Source organism: Pseudomonas meliae, assembly GCF_001400515.1.
Classification (GTDB): domain Bacteria; phylum Pseudomonadota; class Gammaproteobacteria; order Pseudomonadales; family Pseudomonadaceae; genus Aquipseudomonas; species Aquipseudomonas amygdali.
Genome location: NZ_LJQT01000079.1, coordinates 1 through 1,453, shown reverse-complemented (window position 1 = coordinate 1,453; position 1,453 = coordinate 1). Strand labels below are relative to the sequence as shown.

At 53.1% G+C, this 1,453-nt stretch carries 1 protein-coding gene; it reads right to left on the bottom strand.

Translation table 11 applies throughout. The features are described from left to right. Window positions 1-29 precede the first annotated feature (29 nt). Window positions 30-1,381 (bottom strand): IS3 family transposase gene (locus tag ALO64_RS24965; RefSeq protein ID WP_095077641.1). Its coding sequence is split into 2 segments (ribosomal slippage): window positions 30-922 and window positions 922-1,381, totalling 1,353 coding nucleotides; the frame shifts between segments, so codons are not numbered across the junction. Window positions 1,382-1,453: the final 72 nt, after the last annotated feature.

Genomic DNA, 1,453 nt, shown 5'->3' with positions numbered 1-1,453 from the left:
GTGAACTGCCCCCCAAAAGTTGGACGGTTTTAGCTTGCCGCCTGAGCCCTGTATTTTACGGGGCTTTGGCCGTTGAGCTTCAGCTTGATGCGGTCATGGTTGTAGTAGTGGATGTACTCATCCAGACCTGCTTTCAACTCATCGATGCTTTCAAACTGTTTCAGGTAGAAAAACTCGGATTTCAGTGTACCGAAAAAGCTTTCCATTGCCGCATTGTCCAGGCAGTTGCCCTTACGGGACATGCTTTGTTTGACGCCTCGTACCGATAGCTTATGGCGATACTGCGCGTGTTGATACTGCCAGCCCTGGTCCGAGTGCATCACAAGCTTCGGCTCGTCCTGCAACTGCTGAAGCGCCTTGTCCAGCATGCTGGTGACCAGCTCAAAGCTCGGCCTTGTCGACACTTCATACGCCACGATTTCACCGTTGTACAAGTCCATCACGGGTGAGAGATACAGCTTTCGATTGCCTACCTTGAACTCAGTCACATCGGTCACCCACTTCTGGTTCGGGCGTTGCGCGCTGAAATTGCGCTCCAGCAAATTCGGCGCAATGGTTCCGATTACGCCCTTATAGGAGCGGTATTTTTTGGGGCGCACCACTGATCGCAGGCCCAGTTCTGCCATCAGTCGTTCTACAACCTTCTTGTTGACCAAAATACCTGCAGTGCGAATGACCGCCGTGATACGCCGAGCGCCATAAAGGCCTTTCTCCTCGTGGTAAATGCTTTCGACTAACTGTTTCAAAGCAGCATAGGGATCGGGTCTGGATTGCACCTGAACCTGATAGTAAAACGTGCTGCGTGCCAAGCCCGCCAGCCTCAGCAGAGCGCAAAGCGGGAACCGGCCCCTCAGTTGCTTGATGCTCAGGGCTTTTTCGGTTGCCGTCGTTTCTGCTCCTTCAGCTCTTCCAACTTTTTTAGGTAAGCGTTCTCCATGCGCAGATATTCAAGCTCGCTCATCAACTGGTCGCGCGTCTTCTGCGTATCGTCGGCGGTTACTGGTTTGGCGGGATAAGGCTTCTTTGGCATGGCGACAGGCTTTCTTCTGGCAGGAACATACGGGGCTGTACCGCTACTGTAATGCCGCTTTTCCCAAATGACTATTTGGCCGGGATCCCCGATACCAAAATGCGCAGCGGCCTGACGGAGCGATAGCTTGTGTTCACGCCTGTGCTCAAGCACTGAGCGCTTGAAAGCTTCGCTGTATCGAAGACCAGGCTTGCGATGGCCGGTGTGACCATGACTCTTGTAGTTAGCGACCCAGCGTCGAAGCAGGCTGAAATCGATCGAGAACTGGCGGGCTACCATACGAAAGCCCATGTTGTCTTCAAGATACGCTTTGACGACAGTGAGCTTGAACTGCTCTGAATACTTACCCATTTGAACACCCCCGTGAGGTCGGATTGGTGTCCAACTTCTTGGGGGCAGTTCACTGGAGCGTGAGGAACGATA